General features: G+C 70.3%; 25 protein-coding genes. 3 read left to right on the top strand and 22 right to left on the bottom strand.

Features of this window, described 5'->3' with window-relative positions; genetic code table 11:
• Window positions 1-7: 7 nt before the first annotated feature.
• From BJ963_RS00400 to BJ963_RS00380, 5 genes are all read right to left on the bottom strand, one after another.
• Window positions 8-415 (bottom strand): VOC family protein, encoded by a 408-nt coding sequence (locus tag BJ963_RS00400; RefSeq protein WP_179453813.1) that lies wholly within the window; start codon window positions 413-415, stop codon window positions 8-10.
• The gene (locus BJ963_RS00395; RefSeq protein ID WP_179453811.1) at window positions 412-1,050 is read right to left on the bottom strand and encodes a dihydrofolate reductase family protein; all 639 of its coding nucleotides are present in this window, start codon (window positions 1,048-1,050) and stop codon (window positions 412-414) included. The genes BJ963_RS00400 and BJ963_RS00395 overlap by 4 nt, the downstream gene beginning before the upstream one ends.
• Window positions 1,051-1,088: 38 nt before the next feature.
• Complete coding sequence (locus BJ963_RS00390) at window positions 1,089-1,571, bottom strand: SRPBCC family protein (RefSeq protein ID WP_089913459.1); 483 nt, start codon at window positions 1,569-1,571, stop codon at window positions 1,089-1,091.
• Window positions 1,568-1,924, bottom strand: coding sequence for an ArsR/SmtB family transcription factor (locus BJ963_RS00385; RefSeq protein WP_179457980.1), 357 nt, complete (start codon window positions 1,922-1,924; stop codon window positions 1,568-1,570). Before BJ963_RS00385 ends, BJ963_RS00390 begins: the two co-directional genes overlap by 4 nt.
• Window positions 1,925-2,020: 96 nt before the next feature.
• On the bottom strand, window positions 2,021-2,449 hold the full coding sequence (locus BJ963_RS00380; protein WP_179453809.1) for a DUF2269 family protein: 429 nt from the start codon (window positions 2,447-2,449) through the stop codon (window positions 2,021-2,023).
• 167 nt (window positions 2,450-2,616) lie between these two features.
• Here BJ963_RS00380 and BJ963_RS00375 point away from each other — a divergent pair, with 167 nt between their 5' ends.
• Entirely contained in the window at window positions 2,617-4,011 is a 1,395-nt protein-coding gene (locus tag BJ963_RS00375) for an MFS transporter (RefSeq protein ID WP_179453807.1), read from the top strand.
• A 6-nt stretch (window positions 4,012-4,017) separates the two neighbouring features.
• Here the strand turns inward: BJ963_RS00375 and BJ963_RS00370 are convergent, their stop codons facing one another.
• The 5 genes from BJ963_RS00370 to BJ963_RS00350 form a co-directional block, all read right to left on the bottom strand.
• A complete protein-coding gene (locus BJ963_RS00370) occupies window positions 4,018-5,274 on the bottom strand; it encodes a type II toxin-antitoxin system HipA family toxin (RefSeq protein WP_343037198.1) in 1,257 nt (418 codons plus the stop codon).
• Window positions 5,271-5,522: a helix-turn-helix domain-containing protein gene (locus tag BJ963_RS00365; protein ID WP_246297963.1), complete on the bottom strand. Its 252-nt coding sequence runs from the start codon at window positions 5,520-5,522 to the stop codon at window positions 5,271-5,273. The genes BJ963_RS00370 and BJ963_RS00365 overlap by 4 nt, the downstream gene beginning before the upstream one ends.
• A gap of 142 nt (window positions 5,523-5,664) precedes the next feature.
• Window positions 5,665-6,495 carry an ABC transporter permease gene (locus BJ963_RS00360; RefSeq protein ID WP_179453805.1) on the bottom strand — a complete coding sequence of 277 codons (831 nt, stop codon included), beginning with the start codon at window positions 6,493-6,495 and terminating at the stop codon, window positions 5,665-5,667.
• A complete protein-coding gene (locus tag BJ963_RS00355; RefSeq protein WP_179453803.1) occupies window positions 6,492-7,373 on the bottom strand; it encodes an ABC transporter permease in 882 nt (293 codons plus the stop codon). Before BJ963_RS00355 ends, BJ963_RS00360 begins: the two co-directional genes overlap by 4 nt.
• A complete protein-coding gene (locus tag BJ963_RS00350; RefSeq protein ID WP_179453801.1) occupies window positions 7,370-8,296 on the bottom strand; it encodes an ABC transporter ATP-binding protein in 927 nt (308 codons plus the stop codon). Before BJ963_RS00350 ends, BJ963_RS00355 begins: the two co-directional genes overlap by 4 nt.
• A gap of 150 nt (window positions 8,297-8,446) precedes the next feature.
• Here BJ963_RS00350 and BJ963_RS00345 point away from each other — a divergent pair, with 150 nt between their 5' ends.
• A complete protein-coding gene (locus BJ963_RS00345) occupies window positions 8,447-10,429 on the top strand; it encodes an ABC transporter ATP-binding protein (RefSeq protein WP_179453799.1) in 1,983 nt (660 codons plus the stop codon).
• 80 nt (window positions 10,430-10,509) lie between these two features.
• Here BJ963_RS00345 and BJ963_RS00340 read toward each other — a convergent pair whose 3' ends face one another.
• The gene (locus BJ963_RS00340) at window positions 10,510-12,342 is read right to left on the bottom strand and encodes a phosphoenolpyruvate carboxykinase (GTP) (RefSeq protein WP_179453797.1); all 1,833 of its coding nucleotides are present in this window, start codon (window positions 12,340-12,342) and stop codon (window positions 10,510-10,512) included.
• A 115-nt stretch (window positions 12,343-12,457) separates the two neighbouring features.
• Between BJ963_RS00340 and BJ963_RS00335 the strand changes: the two genes are divergently transcribed.
• On the top strand, window positions 12,458-13,912 hold the full coding sequence (locus tag BJ963_RS00335; protein ID WP_179453795.1) for an XRE family transcriptional regulator: 1,455 nt from the start codon (window positions 12,458-12,460) through the stop codon (window positions 13,910-13,912).
• A gap of 108 nt (window positions 13,913-14,020) precedes the next feature.
• On the opposite strand, the gene BJ963_RS00330 is transcribed toward BJ963_RS00335, so the two are convergent.
• The 11 genes from BJ963_RS00330 to BJ963_RS00280 form a co-directional block, all read right to left on the bottom strand.
• Window positions 14,021-14,782: a 3-hydroxyacyl-CoA dehydrogenase gene (locus BJ963_RS00330; RefSeq protein ID WP_179453793.1), complete on the bottom strand. Its 762-nt coding sequence runs from the start codon at window positions 14,780-14,782 to the stop codon at window positions 14,021-14,023.
• A gap of 32 nt (window positions 14,783-14,814) precedes the next feature.
• Window positions 14,815-16,005, bottom strand: a complete 1,191-nt coding sequence (locus tag BJ963_RS00325; RefSeq protein ID WP_179453791.1) for an acetyl-CoA C-acyltransferase — start codon at window positions 16,003-16,005, stop codon at window positions 14,815-14,817.
• A 1-nt stretch (window position 16,006) separates the two neighbouring features.
• Window positions 16,007-17,470, bottom strand: a complete 1,464-nt coding sequence (locus tag BJ963_RS00320) for an NAD-dependent succinate-semialdehyde dehydrogenase (protein ID WP_179453789.1) — start codon at window positions 17,468-17,470, stop codon at window positions 16,007-16,009.
• Complete coding sequence (locus tag BJ963_RS00315; protein ID WP_179453787.1) at window positions 17,470-18,003, bottom strand: Lrp/AsnC family transcriptional regulator; 534 nt, start codon at window positions 18,001-18,003, stop codon at window positions 17,470-17,472. Before BJ963_RS00315 ends, BJ963_RS00320 begins: the two co-directional genes overlap by 1 nt.
• 46 nt (window positions 18,004-18,049) lie before the next feature.
• Window positions 18,050-18,778 carry an alpha/beta fold hydrolase gene (locus tag BJ963_RS00310; protein ID WP_179453785.1) on the bottom strand — a complete coding sequence of 243 codons (729 nt, stop codon included), beginning with the start codon at window positions 18,776-18,778 and terminating at the stop codon, window positions 18,050-18,052.
• 6 nt (window positions 18,779-18,784) lie between these two features.
• The gene (locus BJ963_RS00305) at window positions 18,785-19,108 is read right to left on the bottom strand and encodes a biotin/lipoyl-containing protein (protein ID WP_018189959.1); all 324 of its coding nucleotides are present in this window, start codon (window positions 19,106-19,108) and stop codon (window positions 18,785-18,787) included.
• Complete coding sequence (locus BJ963_RS00300) at window positions 19,101-20,075, bottom strand: alpha-ketoacid dehydrogenase subunit beta (RefSeq protein WP_179457977.1); 975 nt, start codon at window positions 20,073-20,075, stop codon at window positions 19,101-19,103. The genes BJ963_RS00305 and BJ963_RS00300 overlap by 8 nt, the downstream gene beginning before the upstream one ends.
• 10 nt (window positions 20,076-20,085) lie before the next feature.
• Window positions 20,086-21,117 (bottom strand): thiamine pyrophosphate-dependent enzyme, encoded by a 1,032-nt coding sequence (locus tag BJ963_RS00295; RefSeq protein ID WP_179453783.1) that lies wholly within the window; start codon window positions 21,115-21,117, stop codon window positions 20,086-20,088.
• A 67-nt stretch (window positions 21,118-21,184) separates the two neighbouring features.
• The gene (locus BJ963_RS00290; RefSeq protein WP_179453781.1) at window positions 21,185-23,386 is read right to left on the bottom strand and encodes an MMPL family transporter; all 2,202 of its coding nucleotides are present in this window, start codon (window positions 23,384-23,386) and stop codon (window positions 21,185-21,187) included.
• Window positions 23,387-23,466: 80 nt separating this feature from the next.
• Entirely contained in the window at window positions 23,467-24,042 is a 576-nt protein-coding gene (locus BJ963_RS00285) for an isochorismatase family protein (RefSeq protein ID WP_179453779.1), read from the bottom strand.
• 39 nt (window positions 24,043-24,081) lie between these two features.
• Window positions 24,082-25,683, bottom strand: coding sequence for a D-alanyl-D-alanine carboxypeptidase/D-alanyl-D-alanine-endopeptidase (locus BJ963_RS00280; RefSeq protein WP_179453777.1), 1,602 nt, complete (start codon window positions 25,681-25,683; stop codon window positions 24,082-24,084).
• Window positions 25,684-25,717 lie beyond the last annotated feature (34 nt).

Here is a 25,717-nt window from a genome sequence, read left to right as displayed (position 1 = left end):
CTCCGGTCTATGCCCGCCAGGGCATGTGCTGGAGCGCCCAGGTGTTCCCGTCGGGATCGGCGAACCAGGCGTAGAACACTCCGCCCATGTCCTGGACGGGCGAGACGTCGACGCCACGCTCGACCAGGGTGGCCCTCGCCGCCTCGATGTCGGCGACCACGAGGTGCAGTCCCCGCACGGAGCCGGGCTCCGGCGGCGCCTGCCCGATCCCGGTGGTCATCGTGACCGAGCAGTAGGAGCCGGGAGGCGTCAGCTGCACGACGCGGACGCCCTCCGCCGGCCGCACGTCCACGTCCAGCGTGAAGCCCACCCGGTCGCGGTAGAACGCGAGCGAGCGGTCGATGTCGGCGACCGGCAGCATCACCAGTTCGAGCATCATCGCCCCGGCGGGCACGGGCGGCGTCGGGTTCGTCATGATTCCTCCTGGTCGGTGCTCTGCGCGGCGGGCCCGCGGCGCACGGGGTAGCGCAGGTGCAGCACCCGTTCGCCCGGGATCACGATGTCCGGGTCGTCGAGTACGAGCGGTCCACCCGTGAACGAGCCGAAGTAGCGCTTCCCGCTGCCGAAGACCGCGGGCACCAGATCCATGGCCACATAGTCGATGAGCCCGAGCGCCAGGGCCTGACCGCCGATGTCGCCAGCGGTCACGCCGACCTCGCCGTCGCCGGCGAGCTCCTGGGCGAGCGCGACCGCCCGCTCCACCGAGTCGACGAAGTGATACGACGCCTCCGGGTGCCAGCCGTCGGGCTTCGCCCGGTGCGAGACCACGACGACGTGCTCGCTCGCGGGCGGGTGCCCCTCCCACCCGTTGCTGAGGTCGAAGAGCCTGCGGCCGATGACGAGCGCGCGCTGTCGCGACCACATCCCGCTGACATAGTCCACGGAGGCGGCGGAGACCCGGAACGGGCCGCTGTGCACCTCGGGGTGGTCCTCGACCTCGAGCGGATGGTCGCCGTCGAAATACCAGTCGTGCAGGGGCCCGACGTCATCGTCGTCGGCGGCGATGAACCCGTCGAGCGATGCCACCGCGTGCAGGTAGGTCAGTGCCATGTCTTCGTCCCCCTCCGTCGTCAGGGCGCCCGGCTGCCTCACGCGCCCTGGCGGAGCAGCAGCTCGTCGAGCTTCTCGTATCCCTCGCGGACGCCGTACTCCATCCCGTTCTCGATCATGCTCTCGAGCGCTTCGCGCGAGCTCATCACCGACCGGGAGGAGAGCCGGGAGCGGCCGTCCGGCAGCTCCTCGAAGCGCATGAGTTCGAGGGCCACCTCGTCCGGCATCCCCACGTACTCGAAGGTCTGGATGATCAGCTCGTTCTCGACGACGCTGTGGAACACGCCGCGGAACGCATAGACGGCTCCGTCGGTGTCGCGCTGCTCGTAGGCGTAGCCGCCGCCGGTGCGGACGTCCCACTGCGTGATGGTGGTGGTGAGGCTGCGGGGACCGATCCACTCGGCGAACGACGTGCGGTCCGTGTGTGCGCGGAAGACGGCCGCGACGGGCGCGTCGAACTCTCGCGTGAGGTCGGCGTACGAGGTGCCCGGGACGGCTTCGATGACGACGGGGTTGCTCATGATCTCTTCTCCCTGTTCGGGGTGTCGCTGGTCTGATGTGTGGTGAGGACGGCGTCGAGGCGGCGGTAACGCGACTCCGCCTCGAGGCGGTAGCGGTCGATCCAGGAGGTGAGGCGTTCGAGCGCGGCCGCGTCGAGGTGCACCGGGCGGCGCTGAGCCTCGCGCGTTCGCGAGACCAGGCCGGCCGCCTCGAGCACGCCGATGTGCCGCGACACCGCCTGCAGGGTGATGTCGAACGGTTCCGCCAGCTCGTTCACCGTCGCCGGGCCCCGGCTGAGGCGGGCGATGATCGCCCGTCGCACCGGATCCGCCAGCGCCGCGAACGCCGCGTCGAGACAGCCCTCAGCCTGCATGATCAACCACTTTCTTTATCAACCGTTTTGTTGAATACAACAGTAGAAGAATGCGCGCCCGGCGTCAAGAGCCGAGCGCGCAGCGCGGGGATGCCTCTACGGCTTCCAGACCATGAGCACGACCACGGCGAGCAGCAGCAGGCTCGCGACCCCCGACCCCGCGGCGATCTGCGGGTACCGGGACGCCGTGCCGTCGCGCAGCGCCTCGGCGGCCCGGCGCATCGCCGGCACGACGACGAACAGGGTCAGGGCCAGCGCGACGACATAGAGGATGAGCGACCAGAGGATCCACGGCGTCGTGACGCTGAGATCGTACTTCTTGTCGGCCAGGCCCATGACGCCGAACCCGAACAGCACCACCAGCAGGGAGAGCAGCGACAGCAGATTGGTCGACTTCGCGAGCGTGTCGACCTGACGGGCGTCGCCCGCACGGACGGCGCGCATCGCCGTCATGGGAAGGATGGCCATCGGACCGACGATGAAGACGGCGGTCACGACGTGCAGCACGGCGAAGAGTGTTTCCATGCCCTCAGCGTAGCGACCGGGCCGATTGGGCGGGCCACGCGGAGGCCGCATAGGGTAGAAGGTGCGCCACAAGCGCTTTCCACCCCCGCCCACGCGCGCCTTCCGCCCGATCGACGCCGCGCACGCCATGTGGCCTCTCTCGTCTCCACCGGAAGCTCTTCACACGCATGTCTACGACGGCACCCGTCACCACCCCTGCGCCCGCGAACACTCGCGGGCGCGTCATCCTGGCCAGCCTCATCGGCACGTCGATCGAGTTCTACGACTTCTACGTCTACGCGACCGCCGCCGTGCTGGTGTTCCCGGCACTCTTCTTCACGAACGAGAACCCGACGACCGCCCTGCTGGCGTCGTTCGCCGTGTTCGGCGTCGCCTTCATCGCGCGTCCCGTCGGGTCCATCCTGTTCGGCCACTTCGGCGACAGGATCGGCCGCAAGGGGACCCTCGTCGGCTCGCTGCTCACCATGGGCGTCGCCACCGTGCTCATCGGCTGCCTGCCGACCGCGCAGGTGCCGGGCTGGGAGTTCTGGGCGCCGTTCCTGCTCGTCGTGATGCGGTTCTGCCAGGGCCTCGGGCTCGGCGGTGAGTGGAGCGGCGCGGCGCTGCTCGCCACCGAGAACGCCCCAGCAGGCAAGCGCGCCATCTACGGGACGTTCCCACAGCTGGGCGCCCCGATCGGGTTCATCGTCGCCAACGTGCTGTTCCTCATCCTGAGCCTGACGATCTCCGCCGACGCGTTCGCCGCGTGGGGCTGGCGCATCCCGTTCCTGCTGAGCGCCGTGCTCGTCATCGTCGGGCTCTACGTCCGGCTGAAGCTGGTCGAGACCCCGGCGTTCCAGAAGGTCGTCGACAGCGGCGAGGTCGCCAAGCTCCCGCTCGCGCGCGTCTTCCGCACCAGCTGGTGGCAGATCGTGCTCGGCACGTTCATCATGCTGGCCACCTACGTGCTGTTCTACCTGATGACCGCGTTCACGCTGACCTACGGCACAACCGCCTCGACCGCCGCGCAGGCGCAGGCCGCGGCCGAGAAGGCCGGCAAGCCGTTCGCCGCGGCGAGCTTCGTGCCCGGCCTCGGGTACAGCCGCAACGACTTCCTCGTCATGCTCATCATCGGCGTGGTGTTCTTCGGCATCTTCACGCTGGTCGCCGGGCCGCTCGCCGAGCGCTTCGGCCGCCGGAAGACGCTGATCTGGGTCACGCTCGGCATCATCGTGTTCGGGCTGCTGTTCGTCCCGCTGTTCGCGGGCGGCACGGTCGGCACGATGGCGCTGCTCATCATCGGCTTCACGCTGATGGGGCTCACCTTCGGGCCGATGGGCGCGGAACTGCCCGAGCTGTTCCCGACGAACGTCCGCTACACGGGCTCGGCGATCGCCTACAACCTGTCCAGCGTGCTCGGCGCGGCCGTCGCGCCGACGATCGCGGTGTGGCTGTGGACCCTCGCGGACGGCAGCACGTTCTGGGTCGGCGTCTACCTGTCGCTCGCCGGCGTGCTGACGCTCATCGCCCTCCTGCTGTCGAAGGAGACGCGCGACGTCGACTTCACCGCGAACGTGAGCTGACCGATTTCATCTCCTGGCTGCTGAGGCGGCCCGTCCGGCGGGATCGCCGCGAAGGAGGTTGCGGGTGAATTCCGCCACGTCCTCGGCGACCCCCGGATGGGCCCGCGGGTCGGGCTCCAGCGTCTCGACAGCGCGCGCCACCCGGTCAAGCGCGTCCAAGACAATCGCGCGCGCGTCGACCACTCCCCACCCCTTCACCTCGGAGATCAGGTCCTCCGCGGTGATCGCAGCGTGGAGGTATCGGTCGTTGACGGCGAGCGCCATCTCGCCATCGTTGCTCTCATGCGCCTGCGGGACGATGTCATACGCGGGCGCCAACGTCACCCGCCCATCCGGCCGATGGATCATGCTGACATTCTTGGCGTGTGCATCGAGGTTGCCGGTGGCCACGGAAAGCGCCACGAGGCGCGCTAGACGAGTCAGCGAGTCCGCATCCCCGCGGGACGAGAAGACCTGGGCGATCCGCCGCAGAGTCACCTTTCCCCCGAGCCGCTGATACTTCTCATTGCCCTGCGCGCCCAGCGCCTGATTCATATCCTCCTGATGCAACCGCCCGTCGGGCAGCGCGGCGTCGCGATCGTATCGCTCGATGACGAGCGCGGTCTCCCCCGCGAAGTCGGTGAGGACGACCTCGTAGTCGAGGAGTCCGAGCGCTCGAGCGAGGCGTGACCCGTACTCCTCATTGAAGATCAGTGCTGGATGCCCCTCGGGGATGGGCTTCAGAATGTGGGTGGACGGGTAGCCGTCTTCCACGCCGTTCCAGGTTCCCCTGGCGCGGGCCAGGACAACTTTCGGCTGCACGCCCACGAGGCTGGACTTCCCACCCCCAGGGACGTTTCCCAGCGGCATGGCCCGCCGATTACGGAGGACTTCAGCTACCCCCGAGTCATCAAGCGGCCGTAGCCGAGGCGTTCGCGGCTCTCCTGGGTCGTGGAGGTCCCAGAGCTGCACCGCGCCAGCGACGTCGCGACCGAATGCCGCAAGGAGCGAGAGGTGCTGCCACGGCCTCAACCCGGCCTCGGCGGCAAGCCACTCGCGCTGCTCACCTTCCGGAAGGAGCTCGATGAAGTAATTCTGCCGTCGCTTCCATCCGGCCGGTCGCGTCACCACAGTGAGTGGGACGGACTCGGACAGCACGGTTGAGCCGAGGCCGAACGACTCGATCGCACCGCGCTCGGACTCGAAATCGAACCGGCGATCGTCTCCGGTGACGACGCCGAGTCTCATCCCGTACAACTCGACGGCCAGCAGACGCTCGGTCACTGATCCGTGCCCTTCTCGTCGAGTTCGGCGAGGAGCGTGACGCCGAGAAGGTCTGACGCCCGGAGCAGGCGCTGAATTGCGACCGTCGACTTGCCGTTCTCGAGCTCCCACACATACTTCTGGTCCGTGCCGAGCATCCGTGCCAGCTCGCGCTGAGAGAGGCCTCGCAGCAGCCTCGCCTGCTCTATTGCTCGCCCGAGGGATTCGGGGGAGTCAATCCGCGCCACCAGCGACATCGCGACCTCCATGACGGTAATTTTCCCATCAGCGTAGATGACGGCTAAATCCCCGTCAAGTTACCTGACGGTAGTATCACCGTCACCCGTGCCGATGGTGATATTCCCATCGGTGCAGCCGGTGGCAGAGTCACCGCTCGGCGGCTCTCGCCGTTCAGTCGAGGAAGAGGGCGCGCAAGCGGCGGGTGGTCAGGATGAGGCCGAGCACGATCATGACCAGGAAGTACAGCACGTGCCACAGCATCCCCGGGTCGACCATGCCCGTGGTCAGGCCGCGGACCAGCTCGACGCCGTGCCACAGCGGCAGGGCCTTGATGATCACCTGCACCGGCTCCGGGTACACGGTGATCGGGTAGAACGTGGCCGAGAGCAGGAACATCGGCAGCAGGATGAAGTTGATCCAGTCCATCTGCTGGAACGTCTTCATGTAGCTGGTGATGCCCATCCCGAAGCTCGCGAAGCCGAAGGCGATGAGCAGGACGGCGGGGAGGGCGAGCAGCGCCCACCACGACAGGTTCAGACCGAGCGCCTGCATCACCAGCATGAAGCCGAGCGCGTACAGCGCCCCGCGGAGGAGAGCCAGCAGGATCTCGCCGAGCGCCACGTCGAGCGGCCCCAGCGAGGTGGCCAGCATCCCCTCGTACAGCTTGGCGAAGTGCATCTTGAAGAAGACGTTCCAGGTGGAGTCGTACACGGCGCCGTTCATCGCCGCCGTCGCCAGCAGCGCGGGAGCGATGAACGCCGCGTATGGCACGGTCTGCCCGGACGAGGTCTGCACATCGCCCACGAGGGCGCCGAAGCCGATGCCGAGGGAGAGCAGGTAGAAGATCGGCTCGAAGAAGCCCGAGACGATCACCAGCCAGTTGGTGCTGCGCGTCGCGGACCAGCCGCGCTGCATCACCGAGCGCGCGTTGCCGGCGTAGAGCGCACGGAACGCCCGCGGACGCGGAGTGGATGCGGCCAGCCGCTGATCCGTCGCGGTCACTTGTTCAGCCTCCTCGCGGCGATGCGCCGGCTCCACAGCCAGAACGCGACGAAGAGCGCGACCAGGTACACGACGTGGACGGCGGACAGCCAGAGCGGTTCGCTCATCCCGTACGTGAACACCCGGCTGAGCTCGGTCGAGTGCCAGAGCGGCGAGATCCACCCGATCCACTGCAGGGACGGCGGCATGGACGACAGGGGGAAGAACGTGCCGGAGAACAGGCTCATCGGCAGCAGCACGAACCGCATCAGCATGGCGATCTGGCCGGTGTCCTGCTCCAGCGTCGCCACGTACGCCATGACGGGCGCGCCGAACGCGAGACCGCCGAGCGTTCCGACCAGGATGCTGACCCAGCCCCACGGGCTCGGCACCGCCCCGAAGATCACCATGAAGGCGAAGTAGATGGCGCTGGTCCCCAGGATGCGCGCGACGACCGCGATCACGACGCCGTCGATGATCTGGCCGGGCGCGATCGGCGACGCGTTGATGCCGAAGAACGTCGGATTCCACTTGAAGCCGAGCATGATCGGGTACGTGAACTCCTCGCTCGCGACGGTGACGGCCGCCGTGCAGAGCAGCGCGGGCGCGACGAACGCGAGATAGCTGACGCCGTCGACCGCGTTCGGTCCCAGATTGGCGCTGACCAGCGAGCCGAGACCGAGGCCCATCGCGAGCAGGTAGAGCAGCGGGTTGCCGAACCCCGTGACCAGCACGGTCTGCAGGTAGGAGCGCATCACCCGGAAGCGGTGCTCCGCCACGTACCAGGCGCCGAAGCGGCGTGGGCGGACGGCGGCGGCGAGCGCCTGCCGCGCCTCGGCGCGGGCCTCTGGGCCGGGGTCGCCTGCCGCTCCCCCGGCGGAGCCGACGGCGACGCTCATTCGATCAGGCTCCGTCCGGTGAGGCGGAGGAAGACGTCCTCGAGGCTCGACCGGCGCACCAGGCTGGTCAGCGGGTGCAGCCCGCGCTCGACGATGCGCACGAGCTCGGCCTCGCCGTCGTCGCTGTAGACGAGGATGCGGTCGGGCAGCACCTCGATGCGGTCGCCGACGCCGTCGAGCCGCTCCGCGACCTCGGCGTTGCGCTCGGAGCCGAACCGGACCTCGAGCACCTCCCGGGTCGAGTACGCGCGGATCAGGGCCGCGGGCGAACCCTCCGCCATGATCGTGCCCTTGTCGACGACGACCAGGCGGTCGCAGAGCTGTTCGGCCTCATCCATGTAGTGCGTGGTCAGCACCAGGGTGGTGCCCTGCTCCTTCAGGCGGAACAGGCGGTCCCAGAGGATGTGGCGCGCCTGCGGATCGAGCCCGGTCGTCGGCTCGTCGAGTAGCAGGATGCGCGGATCGTTGATGAGCGCGCGGGCGATGGTCAGCCTCCGCTTCATCCCGCCCGAGAGGTCGTCGACCTTCGCCTTCGCCTTGTCCTCGAGTTGCGCGAAGGCCAGGAGTTCGTCCGCCCGCGCGCGCACGCGGGAGGACGGCAGGCCGAAGTACCGCCCGTACACGATGAGGTTGTCGCGCACGCGCAGCTCGGTGTCGAGGTTGTCGGCCTGCGGCACGACGCCGAGCTGCGACCGGATCTCGGGACCGTAGGTGTCCGGGTCGAGGCCGAGGATGCTCAGCGAGCCGGCCGTGCGCGTGGAGACCGCGCCGATCATCCGCATCGTCGTGGACTTGCCCGCGCCGTTCGGCCCGAGCAGCCCGAACGACTCCCCCGGCTCCACCTCGAAGCTGATGCCGTCGACGGCCGGGACGTCCTTGTACTTCTTGACCAGATCACGGGCGGCGATGACGGGCGTCGGCATAGTTCAGCACTGTAGCCGCGACCACGGACATTCGGAGGGGGCAACGGCACGCGATGTCAGCAAACAGGCAGTTCACACGAAGTACCTTCGGAGTGAGCGGAAAACACCCGCCCCGACGCCCCTCCTCCTCCCCCGAACGGAGACACCGTCATGTCCACCACGTCAGCCCCCGCCCGCCGCCGTCGCGGCTTCGGGCGGCCCACCGACGACGCCGGCCCCCGCGCGCGGTTCTCGCAGCTGCTCCCCTACCTGCTGGAGCACAAGCGCGTCCTCGCGTTCGTCATCGTGCTCAGCATCCTGGGCGCCGCGGCGAGCCTGGCGCAACCGCTCCTGGTCAGCCAGGTCATCGAGGTGGTCGGAAAGCAGCAGCCGCTCGGCGGCCTGGTGTGGGGCCTCATCGCGCTGGTCGTCATCTCCGGCCTCATCTCGGGATACCAGCACTACCTGCTGCAGCGCACGGGCGAGGGCGTCGTGCTGTCGTCCAGGCGCAAGCTGGTCGGGCGGATGCTGCGGCTGCCGATCAGCGAGTTCGACACCCGCCGCACGGGCGACCTGGTGTCGCGGGTCGGGTCGGACACCACGCTGCTGCGGGCCGTGCTCACGCAGGGGCTCGTCGAGGCGATCGGCGGAGCGCTCACCTTCATCGGCGCGCTCATCGCGATGCTCATCATCGACCCCGTGCTGCTCGGGCTGACCGTTCTCGTCGTGGCCGTCTCCATCGTGGTCGTCGTGCTGCTGTCCGGCCGCATCCGCGTCGCGAGCCAGAAGGCGCAGAACAAAGTGGGCGACCTGGCCGCGGCGGTCGAGCGCGCGATCAGCTCCGTGCGGACCATCCGCGCCTCCAATGCGACGGAGCGCGAGATCGCGGCCGTCGACGAGGATGCGACCGGAGCGTGGCGGATGGGCATCCGGGTCGCCAAGATCTCGGCGCTCGTCGTGCCGGTCGCCGGCATCGCGATGCAGGTGTCGTTCCTGGTCGTGCTCGGCGTCGGCGGCTTCCGCGTCGCCAGCGGGGCGATCACGGTCGCGAACCTGGTCGCCTTCATCCTGTTCCTGTTCATGATGATCCTGCCGCTCGGACAGGCGTTCGGAGCCATCGCGGCGGTCAACTCGGCGCTCGGGGCGCTCGGGCGCATCCAGGAGATCCTCGACCTGCCGACCGAGGACCAGCACGACCGCGACATCGCGCCGCTGGCCCTCACCGTCGGAGCCGCGAACGAAGCGCTGGCTCCGGAGGCGCCGGCGATCGAGTTCGTGGATGTGCGGTTCGCGTACCCGGAGTCCACTGTGGCCGACAGCGCGGAGGGGACCACCGGTGCGGGCGCCGGGCCGGCCGCCGTCGAGCAGCCGACGCCGGAGCGGCTCGCGTTCGAGGCGCTGACCGGGGCGGACGTCGTCGCCGAGGCGGAGGCCGCTGCCGGAGCGGGCTCCGACGAGGGCGCCCACCGGCACGGTGGGGTGCTCCAGGGTGTCAGCTTCCGCGTCCCGCGCGGCAAGCGCACCGCGCTCGTCGGGCCGTCCGGCGCGGGCAAGTCGACCATCCTCGCCCTCGTCGAGCGGTTCTACGACCCGCAGGCGGGCGAGGTGCGCTTCGGCGGGATGGATGTGCGCACCCTCGACCGCGTCTCGCTCCGCTCGCAGATCGGCTATGTCGAGCAGGATGCGCCCGTGCTCGCCGGATCGCTGCGCGACAACCTGACGCTGGCCGCGCCGGACGCGACCGACGCCGAGTGCATCGACGTCCTGCACGCCGTCAACCTGACGGAGGTGCTGGAGCGGAGCGAGCTCGGCCTCGGCGCCCCGGTCGGCGAGGACGGCATCATGCTCTCCGGCGGCGAGCGCCAGCGCCTCGCGATCGCGCGCGCGCTGCTGGCGGCTCCGCCCGTTCTGCTTCTCGACGAGTCCACCTCGAGCCTCGACGGCCGCAACGAGCAGTTGATGCGCGAGGCGATCGACGCCGTGGCGGAGGACCGCACGCTACTCGTGATCGCCCACCGGCTGTCGACCGTCGTCGACTCCGACCAGATCGTGGTGCTCGACCACGGCCGCGTCATCGGCAGCGGCACCCACTCCGAACTCGTCGAAACCACCCCGCTCTACCGCGACCTCGCCAAGCACCAGCTCCTCGTCTGACCGACCCCCGTCGAGTACGCAAAAACTGCACGCCATCCGCTCGGATAGCGTGCAGTTTTTGCGTACTCGACGGTGGGGTCTCAGGCGCGGAGGTGGTAGCGGAGGGAGGCGAGCTCGGCGCGCAGGGCGGCCGGGACGCGGGTGCCGAAGCGGGCGAAGAACTCGTCGGTCAGGTCGCACTCGGCGAGCCAGCTCTGCGGGTCGACCTCGAAGAGGGCAGCCACGTCCTCCTCCGGGAGGTCGAGGCCGTCCAGGTCGAGCTCCTCGACCACCGGCAGCTGCCCGATCGGCGTGGACACGCTCCCGGCGCTGCCCTCGACGCGACGCGCGATCCACTCGATCACCCGGGCGTTCTCGCTGAACCCCGGCCACAGGAACCGGCCGTCGTCGCCCGTGCGGAACCAGTTCACCTGGAACACCGCCGGTGCGTGCTCGCCGAGCCGCTCCCCCATCTCCAGCCAGTGCGCCCAGTGGTCGGCCATGTTGTAGCCGCAGAACGGCAGCATCGCGAACGGGTCGCGGCGCAGCTCGCCGACCGTGCCCTCCGCCGCAGCGGTGCGCTCGGAGGAGATCGTCGCCCCGATGAACACCCCGTGCCGCCAGTCGCGAGCCTGGGCGACGAGCGGGACGTTCGTCGCCCGCCGTCCCCCGAACAGGATCGCGTCGATCGGAACGCCGTCGAAGGCGTCCCAGTCGTCGGCGATGGACGGGCACTGCGCGGCGCTCACGGTGAAGCGGGAGTTCGGATGCGCGGCCGGGCGCCCGCTGCCGGGCGTCCAGTCCTTCCCCTCCCAGTCGATCAGGTGGGCAGGCGGCTCGTCGGTCAGCCCCTCCCACCAGACGTCGCCGTCGTCGCGCAGCGCCACGTTGGTGAAGATCGTGTTGCCCCACAGCGTCTCCACCGCGGTGCGGTTGGTGGTCTCGCCGGTGCCCGGCGCGACGCCGAAGAAGCCCGCCTCCGGGTTGATCGCGCGCAGCCGGCCATCCGGTCCCTGGCGCAGCCAGGCGATGTCGTCCCCGATGGTCTCGACCGTCCAGCCCGGGATGCTCGGCTGCAGCATCGCGAGGTTGGTCTTGCCGCACGCCGACGGGAACGCCGCGGCGAAGTGGAACACGCGGCCCTCCGGCGATGTCACCTTGACGATGAGCATGTGCTCGGCGAGCCAGCCCTCGTCGCGGGCCATCACCGAGGCGATCCGCAGGGCGAAGCACTTCTTGGCGAGGATGGCGTTGCCGCCGTATCCCGAGCCGTACGACCACACCTCCCGGGTCTCCGGGAACTGCACGATGTACTTGGTCGTGCTGCACGGCCAGGCCACGTCGTCGTGGCGGGTCCCGTCCGCGTCGACGAGCGGGAAGCCGACGCTGTGCACGGTCGGAACCCACTCCTGCCCGGCCGCGATCAGATCGAGCACCGTCTCGGTGACCCGGGTCATCATCCCGAGGCTGACGGCGACGTACGCGGAATCGGTGAGCTGGATGCCGACCTGCGAGATCGGACCGCCGACCGGCCCCATCGAGAACGGGACGACGTACATGGTCCGGCCGCGCATGCTGCCCGCGAAGACGTCGCGCAGCTCGGCGCGCATCGCGGCCGGCTCGCGCCAGTTGTTGGTGGGGCCGGCGTCCGCCTCGTCCTCCGAGCAGATGAAGGTGCGGTCCTCGACCCGGGCGACGTCGCCCGGGTCGGTGCGCGCGAGGAAGCTGTTCGGCCGCCATTCGGGGTTCAGCCGGATGAGCTTGCCCTCCGCGACGAGCTGCTTGGTCAGACGGTCGGCCTCACCGAGGGAGCCGTCGCACCAGACGATCTCGTCGGGCCGGGTGAGGGCGGCGATGTCGTCGACCCAGGCACGCACGGCGTCCATCCCGTCGGACGGGGCCGTGTCGGCGATGGTCAGCTCGGCGATGCTCATGACGGAGTCCTTTTCGTCGTAAGAAGTGGTGTCTCCTCCAGCATGTGAGAGATTCCGACGGTTCGACCCGACAAATTCGCTGTAAGAATCGCGAATCTTTCGCTATTGTGAAGCCATGAGCACTCCCGTGGAGGCGGGCGACATCGATGTCGCCACGCTCGGCCATCGCATCCGGCATTTCCGCACCAGCCGCCGCATGACCCTCGACGACCTGGGCGCCGCAACAGGCGTCGCCGCGAGCCAGCTGTCGCTGATCGAGAACGGCAAGCGCGAGCCCCGGATCTCGCTGCTGAGTTCCCTCGCCGCCGCCCTCGGCGTCCAGCCGGCGGACCTGCTGTCCGCCGAGCCGCCGGACGAGCGCGCCGCCCTCGAGATCGAGCTCGCCCGGGCGCAGCGCGGACCGCTGTACGCGTCCCTCGGGCTGCCGGCGGTCAAGCCGACGAAGGGCACCCCGACCGAGACCCTGCGTGCCATCGTCGGCCTGCACCGCGAGCTGAGCCGCCGGGCGAGCGAGGCGATCGCGACCCCCGAGGAGGCGCGGCGCGCGAACACCGAACTGCGCGAGCGGATGCGCGCCCAGCACAACTACATGCCCGAGATCGAGGAGCTCGCCGAGCAGCGCGTCCGCGCGTCCGGCCACACCCGCGGCGCACTCACGCACCGCGAGGTCAGCGTGATGGCGGAGCAGCTGGGCTTCGAGCTCATCTACGTGAACGACCTCCCCCGGTCGGCCCGCTCGATCACCGACCTCGAGAACGGGCGGATCTACCTGCCGCCCGCGTCCATCCCGGGCGGCCACGGCCTCCGCTCCATGGCCCTGCAGGCGATGGCGCACCGGCTGCTCGGCCACACCCGTCCCGAGTCGTACGCGGACTTCCTGCGGCAGCGGTTGGAGATCAACTACTTCGCGGCCTGCTGCCTCATGCCCCGCGAGGCGGCGGTCGCCTTCCTGCAGCAGGCGAAGAAGGAGAGGGACCTCGCCGTCGAGGACTTCCGCGACGCCTTCGGCGTGACCCACGAGGCGGCGGCGCTGCGGCTGACGAACCTCGCGACGAGCCATCTGGACATGACGATGCACTTCCTCCGCGTCGGCGACGACGGCGCACTGTACAAGGGTTACGAGAACGACGGCCTGCCGCTCCCGACGGATGTGACCGGATCCATCGAGGGCCAGGTCGTCTGCCGGAAGTGGGGAGCACGGACGGCCTTCACGCACACCAACCGCACGACGGAGCTGTACCAGAACACCGACACCCCGGCGGGAACCTACTGGTGCGCGACCCAGACCGGGACGACCGCGGAGGGCGGGTTCTCGATCACCGTCGGCGTGCCGTTCGACGAGGCGAAGTGGTTCCGCGGCCGAGAGACGACGGTGCGGGCCGAGTCGCGCTGCCCCGACGAGTCGTGCTGCAAGCGTCCGCCCGCCACGCTCTCGGGCCGCTGGGCGGGCAAGGCGTGGCCGAGCGCCCGGCTGCACGCGCACATCCTGTCGCCGCTGCCGTCGGGGTCGTTCCCCGGCGTCGACGACTCCGACGTCTACACGTTCCTGGAGGCGCACTCGGGCGCCTGATCTGTGTAGCCCCCGCCCTACGCCAACAGCTCCTGAGTTTTTCCGCCCGACACCCCGCCGTGCGGCCGAAAAACTCAGGAGCTGTCAGCTGGGGGTCGGGCGCTCGGGCTACTTGGGCTGCATCCGGATCGCGCCGTCGAGGCGGATCGTCTCGCCGTTCAGCATCGGGTTCTCGACGATCGCGCCCACCAGCGCCGCGTACTCCGCCGGCCGGCCGAGCCGCGAGGGATGCGGCACCTGGGCGGCCAGTGAGTCCTGCGCCGCCTGCGGCAGCCCCGCCATCATCGGCGTCTCGAAGATGCCGGGCGCGATCGTCATGACGCGGATGAGGCTGCGCGCGAACTCCCGCGCCAACGGCAGCGTCATGGCGGCCACCCCGCCCTTCGACGCCGAATACGCCGGCTGGCCGATCTGGCCGTCGAACGCCGCGACCGATGCAGTGTTGACGATCACGCCGCGCTCCTCGCCGACCGGCTCGGTCTGGGCGATCGCGGCCGCCGCGAGGCGCACCACGTTGAAGGTTCCGATCAGGTTCACCCGGATGACGCGCTCGAAGTGCTCGAGCGGGATGACGCCGTCACGCCCCAGCACCTTCTCGGCGGTGGCGATCCCGGCGCAGTTCACCACGACGCGCAGCGGGGCGAGTCCGGACGCGGTGTCCACCGCCGCCTGCACCTCCGCTTCGTTGGTCACGTCCGCCGGCACGAACCGCGCGTGCGGACCCAGCGCGACGGCGGCCTTCTCGCCCTCCGAGCGGGGGAGGTCGACGATCACGACGCGGGCGCCCGCCTCGGCGAGCGCGTGCGCGGTGGCGTTGCCGAGTCCGCTGGCTCCGCCGGTGACGATGGCCGAGCATCCGTCGAGCTGCATGGTTCTCCTTCGTATCATCCGGTGCCGCGCCGTCAGCGCAGCACTTCGATCAGTGTCGCGTTGGCGGTGCCGCCGCCCTCGCACATCGTCTGCAGGCCGTAGCGGCCGCCGCGGGACTCGACCTCGTTGAGCAGCGTCGCCAGCAGGCGCGTGCCCGACGAGCCGAGCGCGTGCCCGAGCGCGATCGCGCCGCCGCGCGGATTGAGCCGCGACGGGTCCGCGCCGAACTCCTCCCGCCACAGCAGCGGGATGGGCGCGAACGCCTCGTTGACCTCGTACGCGTCGATCTCATCCAGCCGCACACCGCTGCGCTCGAGCAGCTTGCGCGTGGCGGGCAGGATGCCGGTGAGCATCAGCAGGGGGTCGCTGCCGGCGACCGCGAACGAGTGGAACCGGGCGCGTGGGCGCAGGCCCAGCCGCTTCGCGGCGTCGGCACTCATGATGAGGGCGGCGGAGGCGCCGTCGGTCAGCGGTGAGGAGTTGCCCGCGGTGATGCGCCACTCCAGCTGCGGGAAGCGCTCCGCCAAGCGGTCGGTGCGGAACACGGGCTGCAGCTGCGCCAGCTTCTCCGCGGTCGTGCCCGGCCGGATGGTCTCATCCGCGTTGACGCTGCCGGAGTCCGGTGTCGGCACGGCGACCAGCTCGCCCTCGAACGCGCCGTTCGCCGCGGCCCAGGCCGCCCGGCCGTGCGAGTCGGCGGCGTAGTCGTCGAGCTGCGCCCGGCTGAACCCCCAGCGGTCGGCGATCAGCTCGGCCGCGACGCCCTGGGTGACCAGGCCCTCCGGATACCGCGCCCTCAGCAGCTCGCCGCCGAGGGATGCGCCCTGCGCGTTCGATCCCATCGGCGCACGGCTCATCGACTCCACACCGCACGCGATGACCACGTCGTACGCGCCGGACAGCACGCCCTGGGCGGCGAACGCCGCCGCCTGCTGACTCGATCCGCACTGCCGGTCGATGGTCACCGCCGGAACGCTCTCCGGGAAGCCGGCGCTCAGCACCGCCGTGCGCGTGATGTTTCCCGCCTGCTCTCCCGACTGGGTGACGCATCCGCCGATGACGTCGTCCACGACCGCCGGGTCGATGCCGGTGCGCCCCACCAGCTCGAGGAGCACGCCCGCCAGGAGGTCGGCGGGATGGATGTCGGACAGTTCGCCGTCCGGCTTGCCGCGCCCGGAGGGGGTGCGGACGACGTCGACGATGACCGCTTCTGATCGCGACACGTCAGGCTCCGAACGGGTTCGGGGTGAGCGTGTACTTCGTGTTCAAGTACTCGCGGATGCCCTCGAATCCGCCCTCGCGTCCCAGTCCGGACTGCTTGACGCCGCCGAACGGCGCGGCCGCGTTGGAGACGACTCCCACGTTGAGGCCCATCATCCCCGTCTCCAGGCGCTCGATCATCCGTTGTCCGCGGGCCAGGTCCCTGGTGAAGACGTACGAGACGAGCCCGTACTCGGTGTCGTTCGCGATCCGCACCGCCTCGTCCTCGTCCGAGAAGCGGACGATGGACAGCACCGGACCGAAGATCTCCTGGCGCAGGATCTCGCTGCCCGCCGCGACGTCGGCCACGACCGTCGGCGCGAAGAAGGTGCCTGTGCCGCCGACGCGGGAGCCGCCGGTCAGTACCGCGGCCCCGCGACGGACGGCATCCTCGACCAGCTCCGATGCCTTCCTGACCGCGTCCTCGTTGATGAGCGGGCCGATGGTGACGCCGTCGTCGGTTCCGCGGCCGACCTTCAGGCCGTTCACGCGCTCTGTCACCCGCCGGGCGAACTCGTCGGCGACGGCCTCATGGACGATGAACCGGTTGGCCGCGGTGCAGGCCTCGCCGATGTTGCGGAACTTGGCCAGCATCGCGCCGTCGACCGCCTTGTCGAGGTCGGCGTCGTCGAACACGACGAACGGCGCGTTGCCCCCGAGCTCCATGGAGGTGCGGAGCACGTTCTGGGACGCCTGCTTCAGCAGCGTCCGGCCGACCTCCGTCGAGCCCGTGAACGACAGCTTGCGCAGCCGCGGGTCGGCGATGATGGGGGCGGAGACCTTTCCGGAGGTGGTCGTCGTGACGACGTTGAGGACTCCGGCGGGCAGTCCGGCATCCTCGAGCAGCCGGGCGAAGTACAGCGTCGTCAGCGGCGTCAATTCCGCCGGCTTGATGACGACGGTGCATCCCGCGGCGAGCGCCGGCGCGATCTTCCTGGTCGCCATCGCGAGCGGGAAGTTCCACGGTGTGATCAGGAAGCACGGGCCGACGGGATGCTGGGAGACGATCATCCGCCCGGTGCCCTCCGGGTTGCTCCCGTAGCGTCCGGTGATGCGGACGGCCTCCTCCGAGAACCAGCGGAGGAACTCGCCGCCATAGGTGACCTCGCCGCTCGCCTCGGCGAGCGGCTTGCCCATCTCCAGCGTCATCAGCAGGGCGAAATCGTCGCGCCGCTCCTGCAGCAGGTCGAAGGCGCGGCGCAGGATCTCGCCGCGCGCCCGTGGCGGCGTCGCGGCCCAGTCGTCTGCGGCGGCGACGGCGGCGTCGAGCGCACGGATGCCGTCCTCCGGCGAGGCATCGGCGATCCGCTTGAGGGTGTCGCCCGTCGCCGGGTCGTACACCGGGAACGTCCCGGCCGATCCGGCGGTCCACTCCCCTCCGATGTAGAGCCCGTCGGGCACACGATCCAGCAGAGCCTTCTCATCCATCAGCCGCGTTCCTCCTCGTTCTTCGCGTCGTCGTCCGCGTTCTCGTCGGTGTCGTCGTCCGCGTTCTCGGCGGCGACCGCGGCCTGCACCAGCGGCACCGCGCGGTGGTCGATCTTGGTGGCGAGCGCGATGACCGTCGACGTCCGCATGATGCCCGGATCACTGACGATGCGGTCGATCACCCGCTGCAGGTCGGTGTTCGACCGCGCCACCGCACGGATCATCAGATCGCCCGCGCCCGTGATGGTGTGCACCTCGAGCACTTCGGGGATGGCCCGCAGATGCTCGACGACGGTGACATCCCGGTCGCCCTGGGCGATCTCCGCGGTCACGAAAGCGGTCACCGGGTACCCGAGCCGGTCGGTGTCGATCGTCGGAGCGAAGTCGCGGACGACCCCCGACCGCTGCAGGCGGTCCAGGCGGGCCTGCACCGTCCCGCGCGCCACCCCGAGACGCCGGGACGCCTCGAACACCCCGAGGCGCGGCTCCTCGGTCAGCAGCGCGATCAGATCGGCGTCGAGCTTGTCGATCATGCGGCCTCCTTCGGTCCTCGCACATCGTACGACGCAGGGTACGCGCCTACGGCACGCTGACCGAAGCTCCCAGGAACGGAAGGGCAGCCTGTTTGAAGGCGCGGGCGCTCAGGGTGGTGACGTGGTTGCGCCGCGGGAGCACGACCAGCTCGGCCCCCAGCAGCCGGGCCGCTTCGTCGGCGCCCTCGGTGACCGGGTCCGCGTCGCCCACGACGAGCATGGTCGGGACGGAGCTCGCCAGCGGGAGCGGATGCGCGGCCATGCCGGCGGCGCAGGCGGCGAGCGCCTCGCGGTCGATGCCCGGCGCCTGGCGGAGGGATGCGAGGAGCGGCGCAAGCGGGCTGGCCGGGTCGAGCGCTGAGGCGTCGTCGTGGAGGGCGGCCTGCACCGCCGAGACACCCCAGTGGCCGAACTGCTCGACCGTGCCGACTCCGCCGATCACGAGCCGCCGCACGCGGTCGGGGGCGAGGGCGGTGAGCGCCAGGGACACCCAGCTGCCCATCGAATAGCCCATCACATCCACGCGGTCCACATCCTGCTCGTCGAGAACGGCCAGCAGGTCGCCGGCGAGGAGGTCGGGCGAGTACGCGTCGGCGTCGTGCGGCGCCTCGCTGGCGCCGTGGCCGCGGAGGTCCGGGACGATCGCGCCACGGCCCGCCTCGGCGAGCGCGCGGACCCAGCCCGTCGCCTCCCAGGTGAGCGAGCCGGTAGAGGCGAAGCCGTGCACCAGCAGGACGGGGTCGTCGCCGGGGTGCCTCTCGACGTGGATGCGCATCCCGGCTCAGTCCTCCGGCAGCGACAGTCGAACACGGCGGCGCGGCGCCTCCTCCGTCGGGACGGTTCCGACGATGCCCGCCTGGTCGTCCTCGACGGTGAAGGTCACGAGCGGGGCGCCCACCTCGAGAGCCTCGCCCTCGGCGACGTGGAAGCGCGCGACGACGCCGGACTGCGGGGACGGCAGCTCGACGGCCGACTTCGTCGTCTCGACCTCGACGAGCGGCGCATTGCGCTCGACGTGGTCGCCCTCGGCGACCAGCCACTCCAGCACAGTCGCCTCCTGCAGGCCCTCGCCCAGATCGGGGAGGTCGAAGGTTCGTTCAGCCACGGCGGTACTCCAGGGTCTTCTGGACGGCGTCCAGGATGCGGTCGATGGACGGCAGGTACTCATCCTCCAGCACCGGCGACGGGTACGGCACGTCCCATCCGGTGACGCGCTGGACGGGCGCCTTCAGGTCGTCGAAACAGCGCTCGGTGATGAGGGCGCTCACCTCGGCGCCGAGGCCGGCGGTCAGCGGCGCCTCGTGCACGACGACGGCTCGGCGCGTCCGCGCGACCGAGGCGGCGAGCCCGTCGGCGTCGATGGGCTTCAGCCAGCGCAGGTCGACGACCTCGATCTCCACGCCGTCCTCCGCGCCGAGCTCGGCCGCCTGCAGGCAGCGCGCGACCATGGCGCCCCAGGCGACCAGGGTGACGTGCGTGCCGGTGCGGACCACGCGCGAGGTCCCGACCGGGAGGCACTCCTCCGGCTCGTCGAGCGAGACGGTGTCCTTGTGCCAGTAGCGCGACTTCGGCTCGAGGAAGATGACGGGGTCCGGGTCGTCGATCGACTGCCGCAGCAGCGTGTACGCCTCGGCGGGCGTCGACGGCGCCGCCACCTTCAGGCCGGGCACGTGCGCGAACAGCGCCTCCAGGCTCTCGCCGTGGTGCTCCGGTGCACGGATGCCGCCGAAGCTGGGCAGGCGCAGCGTGATCGGCATCCCGAAGGCGCCGCGGCTGCGGTAGTGCATGCGCGCCACCTGGTTGACGATCTGATCGACGGCGGGATACGAGAAGCCGTCGAACTGGATCTCCGGCACCGGGCGCCATCCGGCCATGGCGAGCCCGACCGCCATGCCCATGATCCCGGACTCGGCGAGCGTGGTGTCGAAGACGCGGTCGGCGCCGTACTTGGCCTTCAGGCCGTCCGTCACCCGGAAGACGCCGCCGAGCGTTCCGACATCCTCGCCGAACACGAGGGTGCGGTCGTCTGCGGCGAGCGCGTCGTCGAGGGCGCGGTTGAGCGCCCGCTGCATGGTGGTGAGCTCAGCCAAGGCGTGACTCCTCCCACGCGCGCCGCTGCCCGAGCAGGGCCGCAGGCGGGTCCGAGAAGACGAAGTCGAACATCTCCTCCGCCGGGCGTCCGCCCAGGGCGGCGACGTCGTCGCGCACGCGATCGGCCAGGGCGCCGGCCGTGTCGGCGACCTCGGCGAAGAACTCGTCTCCGACCGTCCCGGTCTGGCGGAGCTGCTGCTCGCACAGGGCGAGCGGGTCGCGGGCGAGCCAGCTCTGCTCCTCGTCGAGGGTGCGGTAGCGGCCTGGGTCGTCGGAGGTGGAGTGCGGGCCCATGCGGTACGTCATCGCCTCGATGACGGTCGGACCCCCGCCGGTGCGCGCGCGCTCCAGAGCCTCGGCGGTCGCGTCGTAGACGGCGAGGACGTCGTTGCCGTCGACGCGCACGCCCGGCATGCCGTACCCGGCGCCGCGCGCCGCGACGGATCCGCCCGCGACCTGCTGCTCGGTCGGCACGGAGATGGCCCAGCCGTTGTTCTGGCAGAAGAACACGACGGGGAGCTGCGAGACGCCCGCGGTGTTCATGGCCTCGTGGATGTCGCCCTGCGAGCTGGCGCCGTCGCCGAAGTAGGCGATGGCCACTCCCCCGGTGCGGTCGAGCTTCGCGCCGAGTGCCCAGCCGACGGCGTGGGTGACGGCGCCGCCGACGACGGCGTTGATCGGAGCGAGGCGTGCGGCCGCCGCATCCCAGAGCCCGCCGTGCCAGGCGCCCTGGTGGGAGGCCAGGTAGGCGACGGGGTCGACGCCCATGGCCACGGCGACGCCGAGCTCGCGGTAGGTCGGGAAGGCGAAGTCGCGGGTGAGGTCGAGCGCGGCGGCACTGCCGACCTGGGCGGCCTCCTGACCGCGCATCGGCGCGTAGCCGGGGATGATGCCCTGGCGCTGCATCGCGACCCCGTCGAGGTCGAGGCGCCGGACGGTCGCCATCGTCCGGTACAGCCGCCGGAGCAGCGCCGCGTCGTCGGGGCGCGCCGCGGCGGCGCGCTCGGTGGTGGTCATGGTCATGACGCCACTTTCGCGCACCGCTCATGATCGAGCAACACGCACAGTCTGAGCTGGTCAGACTGTCCGATCAGGACGAGACTTCGGCCTTTTCGCTATGCATCTTGCTACGCGCCAGCTTCGACGGCCACCAGATGGTGCGGCCGATGTCGTACGACACCGCCGGCACCAGAAGCGACCGCACGACGACGGTGTCGAGGAGCACCCCGAACGCGACGATGAAGGCGATCTGCACCAGGAACAGGATCGGGATGACGGCGAGCGCCGCGAAGGTCGCCGCCAGCACGATCCCGGCCGAGGTGATCACGCTTCCGGTCAGTCCCAGACCGCGCAGGATGCCGGGCCGGGTGCCGATGCGCAGCGATTCCTCCCGCACGCGGGTCATCAGGAAGATGTTGTAGTCGACGCCGAGCGCGACGAGGAAGACGAACCCGAACAACGGCACCGCCGCATCCGCCCCGGGGAACCCGAAGATGTGGTTGAAGACGAGGGCCGAGACGCCGAGCGCCGCCGCGTACGACAGCACGACGCTGCCGATCAGGATCACCGGCGCGACGATCGACCGGAGCAGCAGCATCAGGATGAGGAGGATCACGGCAAGCACGATCGGGATGATCTTGATCAGGTCGCTCTGCGCGGTCTCGTTCGTGTCGAGCGCGATGGCGGTCACGCCGCCGACCAGCACGGAGCCGTCGGTGGAGAGCGATTCGCGGAGCCCCTTCACCACCTTCTCCGCCTCGGCCGAGTCAGGCTCGGAGGCGAGGGTCGCCTGGATCAGCACATGGCCGTCCTTGACCACCGGCTCCGGGGTCGCACCGGGCTGGGGGCGTCCGCCGCCGGTGAAGAAGGCGGCGGAAGCGATGCCGTCCGTCTTCTCGGTCGCCGTGAGCACCGCCTCCCCCTGGCTCTCGGGTGCGACGATGAGCACCGGCGATCCCGAGCCCGCGTCGAAGTGCTTTGCGACCACCGCCTGCCCGTCGACGGCGTCGGACTGCGACAGGATCACGTCGGTCTGCTGCACGCCGTTCGCCTTGAGCTGGGTCAGCCCCAGAGCGCACGCGACGAGCAGGACGAACGACACGATCCAGGTGACCCGGGGCCGGCGGGCGATCAGACCCCCGACGCGTCGCCAGACGCCCCGCACCCCCTCGAGCCCGGTGAGGGTCACGCCGTCGGCATGCTTGTGCGCGTGAGCCCCGACGACCGGACGGAACGGCCAGAATGCCGACCGGCCGAACACGGCGAGGAGAGCGGGAAGCAGGGTCAGCGCCGAGAACAGCGAGAACACGATGCCGATCGCGGCGATCGGGCCCAGGCTCTTGTTCGAGTTCAGGTCCGAGAACAGCAGGCACAGCAGGGCCAGGATGACGGTGGCGCCGGAGGCGACGATCGGCTCGAACGAGGCCTTCCAGGCCCGCAGGATCGCCACCCAGCGCGACTCCTCGACCTCGAGCGCCTCCCGGTAGCGCGAGACGAGCAGCAGCGAGTAGTCGGTCGCGGCACCGATCACCAGGATCGACAGGATCCCCTGACTCTGCCCGGAGAGCTTGATCCATCCCCAGAGCGCGAAGAGGTAGACGATGAGGATCGCCGCGCACAGGGCGAACACCGAGGTCAGCAGCACCAGGAACGGCAGCAGCAGGGCACGGTAGACCAGCAGCAGGATCAGGAACACGGCCGCGACGGCGACGAGCAGCAGGATGCCGTCGATGCCTCCGAACGCGTTGACCAGGTCCGCGGTGAGCCCGGCCGGGCCCGTCACCCACACCCGGGCGCCGTCGGGCACGGCGTCGTCGGCCGCAGCGCGGAGATCCGCGACGACGGTCTTGAGCTCGTCCGAGTCGGAGATCGGCACGATGTACTCGACCGCGCGCCCGTCCTCCGACGGGATGGGCCCCGCGACGCTGGTGGTCTGCCCCTCGGGCGGCGCCTCGACGCCGTCGACCGCTCCGAGCTTCGCACCGAGGTCGGCGTAGGTCGTGCCCAGCTCGCTCTTCGGGATGCTCTCATCGGCTTCCACGACGACGATCGCCGGGATGGACCCGGAGTCGGTGAACCGCTTCTGCCAGTCCTGCACCTCGGTCGATTCGGCGCTGGCCGGGAGGAATGCGGCCTGGTCGTTGCTGGAGACCCCGGAGAGCTTGCCGAAGGTGGGGCCGCCGATTCCGGCGAGCACCAGCCAGATCAACACCAGGACCGTCGGCACGACGATCCGCAGCCAGCGGGCGGGAACGCGGGGAGCGGCCGTCCGGTCGGGAGCTTCCTTCGACACTACGCCTCCTGATTACTAGATGAGCTAGCAATTACAGTACCGTGGATGCCGCCGGGCGTCCACGGGCAGGCGTCGTCCGGTCAGTCCACCAGTTCGGCACCGGCGTGCGCGAGTTCGGCGAGCGCCGCCTGCGAGCTCGCCTCAGCGACTCCGGCCACCAGGGACGTCAGCACGCGGACGTGCTGACCGTGCGCCAGCGCGTCGAGGGCGGACGCCCGGACGCAGTAGTCGGTCGCGATCCCCGCCACGTCGATGGTGTGGATGCCCCGCTCGTCCAGGATCTCGTGCACCGTCGCGCCCGATTCCGTCCTGCCCTCGAACAGCGAGTACGCCGGGACGCCCTGCCCTTTGAGGACGTGGAACGTGACCCGCGACGTGTCGAACGCCGCGTGGTAGTCGGCCCCGGGCGTGCCCGCGACGCAGTGCGGCGGCCAGCTCTCCACGAAGTCCGGCTCGTCGTCCGTCGCGAAGTGGCCGCCGTTGTCGTTGTCGGCGTCGTGCCAGTCGCGGCTGGCGACGATCACCGCGTAGTCGTCGGCGTGCTCGCGGAGGAACGCCGTGACGCCTTCCGCGACCGCCGCCCCTCCCGCGACGCCGAGCGCCCCGCCCTCGGTGAAGTCGTTCTGCACGTCGACGATGAAGAGCGCCTTGCCCATCCCGTCCTCCCGGTGGTCGTGGTCGCTGCGCCGGCCGGCTCAGCCGTTGGAGAGGTTGTCACCGCACTTGTAGAACCCGGTGACGAGCGTGTCGATCGCCTGTTTCGCGTTGTCGCTGACCGGTCCGAGCGCGAAGACGGCGAACGTCAAGGGCGTGCCGTCGGCCGCGTTGATGATGCCGGACAGCGTGTACCCGTTGTCGATCCAGCCGGTCTTCGCCAGGACGGCGCCGCGGGCAGCCGAGTTGGCGCCGGTGAACCGGTTGTAACCCGGCCCGAGCGTTCCCGACTTACCGGCCACCGGCAGGCTGTCGTAGACGACGCCGAGTCCGTTCTGACGGTTCAGGACCTTGATGAACAGCTGCGTCAGGTACGACGGGGGAACCGCGTTGTCTCCACTGAGTCCGGAGCCGTCGGCGATGTGGATGCCCGCGGTGTCGATCCCGTAGCCCTTGAGCCCGGCGAGCACACCGGCGTTGAGGGCGTCGAAGGTGTTGCCCGCGCCGTTCTTGATGGCCACGAGCCGGGCGAGCTCCTCCATGATCGTGTTGTCGGAGACGCGCATCGCCTGGTCGATCAGCGTGGTGACCGGCTGCGACTGGACGACGCCCAGCTGGCGGGCGCCGGCGGTTGCGACGCCCTGACTGACGCCGACGTTGGTGCCCAGGTACTGCTGGAAGTACTGCACCGCCCGGCCCACCGGATCGGTGCTGCGCGGCGACTCGACCGCGGTCGGGTCGTCGCGGTCGCCGTCGACCATGAGGGCGGTCATGTACGGAGTCGACCCCTCGACGACGCGCTCCTCGCGCTCGTCCCAGCTCGGCTGCCAGAACGGCGCGCCGAAGAGCGAGGCGTCGACGACGATCGAGGTGATCTGCTGGCCGCCCATCGCCTGCTTGACCTGGTTTGCGAGGTCCTGGATCTTGGGCGCGCCGGTGTAGAAGGACGCCTGGCCGTCGGGAAGCCGCGAGAGCGTCACATCCCCGCCGCCGACGATGACGACCTGTCCTGGCGTGCTGCCGGCCACGACGGTGGTGGAGACCCGATAGTCCGGTCCGAGGGTGGCCAGGGCGGCCGCCGAGGTGAGCGTCTTGAGCACGGATGCCGTCGGTCCGGCCTTCGTCCCGTTGCGGTCGAACAACGCCTGGCCCGTCTTCGCGTTGACGACCTGCGCCTCGAGGTTGCCGAGCCGGCGGTCGCCCGCGAGCCCGGCGACCGAGCAGGTGCGGATGCGTGTCGCCGCCGCCTGGTTCGCGGGAACGGGACGCTCGGGGTCGACGGTCGGCGTCGGGGTCGGCGTGGAGGTGCGCGTCGGCGTCGGGGTCGCCGTGGAAGTCCGCCCGGCCGCTGCGGCCGGCGAGCCGATCGTGGCACCGAGAGCGACGCTGCCGGTTCCGAGCAGCAGGAAGACGACGGCGGCCGCTGCGGCCATCCACGTCTTCGGGTGCTTCCGGATCGCCGAGAGGACGCCCGCGGCGACGCCCGAGAAACCGGACGCCTTCGCCGGGCGCACCGCGGCGCGACGTCCGGAGCCCGCGGTCGCGGGCGGCTCCGAGTCGGCTGCGGAGTCGGCGGACGGAGTGGGAGAGGTCGGGGGTGTCGACGGGTCGGGTCCGGTGACCGGCTCATCCGATTCGTGCATCCGGGTATGTTACCTGGCGATTCTGAATGCTGCT

It is taken from the genome of Leifsonia soli (assembly GCF_013408745.1).
Lineage (GTDB): Bacteria > Actinomycetota > Actinomycetes > Actinomycetales > Microbacteriaceae > Leifsonia > Leifsonia soli.
Note: the sequence above shows the minus strand (reverse complement) of the source record. Positions and strands in the feature narration are given on the sequence as shown.